Here is a 1,295-nt window from a genome sequence, read left to right as displayed (position 1 = left end):
TATCTGGAGATTCAGAGTCAGAAAGTATTAGTCAATTTTTCCATATCTTAGGTTCAGTAGAACAACAAAAAGGTTTGTGTGATGTTGGTGATGGAAAATATGAATATACAATTTATTCTTCTTGTTGTAATGTTGACAAAGGAATCTATTATTATCGAACATATGAAGACAGTCAAATTACTGCAATTGATATGAATAAAGAAGACTTAGATAGTCATAAGTTAATTAGTTATCCAATTATAGAAAAACAACAAATTAAATATATAAATTAGTTAGTGTGTTGTGATTGATTATTTAATATAGATATAATACAAAAAGGCAAAGATATTTTCAAAACATTTTTTCTTGATGTGATATCCTTGTCTTTTTTGTAATGTTTTTAACTTATTGCTTTTGCAAAATTTATTTACCTGTTTTCTGGATCAACGATAGTGTATATTATGCTATCCTTGTTTGGATTTTAGGACGTTTAAAGAGGCACTTTTTTACATAACTTAATCCATAGACCTTTTAAGCATGCTGTGAGATAATAATAAAGAAGAGTTTAAAGCGCACCCCAAACCACTTCCCCATAAGTGTATTACGCTTTAAACTCTTTTATATTTGAATTCACTAAGAAGCATACCATATATTTGAATTTACTAAGAAGCATACCATATATTTGAATTCACTAAGAAGCATACCATATTTTTGAAAAAAAGTGAGAAAAAAGGCTTATAATTAGGATTTAGAGTAATTAATTAGATGTTTATTTTATAGGACTGATACTATAGATTACAAATAGTATCGTATTTCGCAATCTTAAAATTATCTTCTTACTATGAATAAGATAATAAAATTTGTATTTGTCCTTTTTAGGTAACTTATTTTAATCTATATACCTTTCTGGATCAACGAAAGTATACTTTATATAGTCATAACGCCGATGGTAACTATGCACTGTAACGATAATGCTGCTAAAATATCTTTTTACGAAAAACATCACAAGGAAAAACTTAACTATGGTATTATCTAAACATAATTTTTTCGGTATTTAATATTTAATTAGGAGGGAATATTTTGCTTTTTTATAGTAATTTTATCTTAATAGTAGCGATATTATTACTTCTGAATATATGGATTTTTGATAGGAGTAGAAATGCAAGTATAGGTTTTAGAACTAAACGAAGGATAAAGTCCATATAATTGTGTAAAAGATAAAAGGCCATGTAACAGCCCTTTTACGGTACAATGTTTTTAACCACAAAAACATACCCAGGAGGACGTTACATGACCCAAGTACATTTTACACTGAA

1 protein-coding gene and 1 pseudogene are annotated in these 1,295 nt (G+C 27.4%); one reads left to right on the top strand and one right to left on the bottom strand.

Annotation, left to right across the window (positions count from 1 at the left end; genetic code table 11):
- Positions 1 to 272 (top strand): linear amide C-N hydrolase (locus tag OZ002_RS13265; RefSeq protein WP_325083494.1); only part of this gene is annotated, 272 nt, incomplete at its 5' end.
- 596 nt (positions 273 to 868) lie between these two features.
- Here OZ002_RS13265 and OZ002_RS13315 read toward each other — a convergent pair.
- Positions 869 to 964, bottom strand: a pseudogene (locus tag OZ002_RS13315) (DUF5960 family protein); the annotation flags it as partial.
- Positions 965 to 1,295: the final 331 nt, after the last annotated feature.

The organism is Enterococcus sp. E4-150 (assembly GCF_035726465.1).
In the GTDB taxonomy this organism is placed as follows: domain Bacteria; phylum Bacillota; class Bacilli; order Lactobacillales; family Enterococcaceae; genus Enterococcus_B; species Enterococcus_B faecium.
Note: the sequence above shows the minus strand (reverse complement) of the source record. Positions and strands in the feature narration are given on the sequence as shown.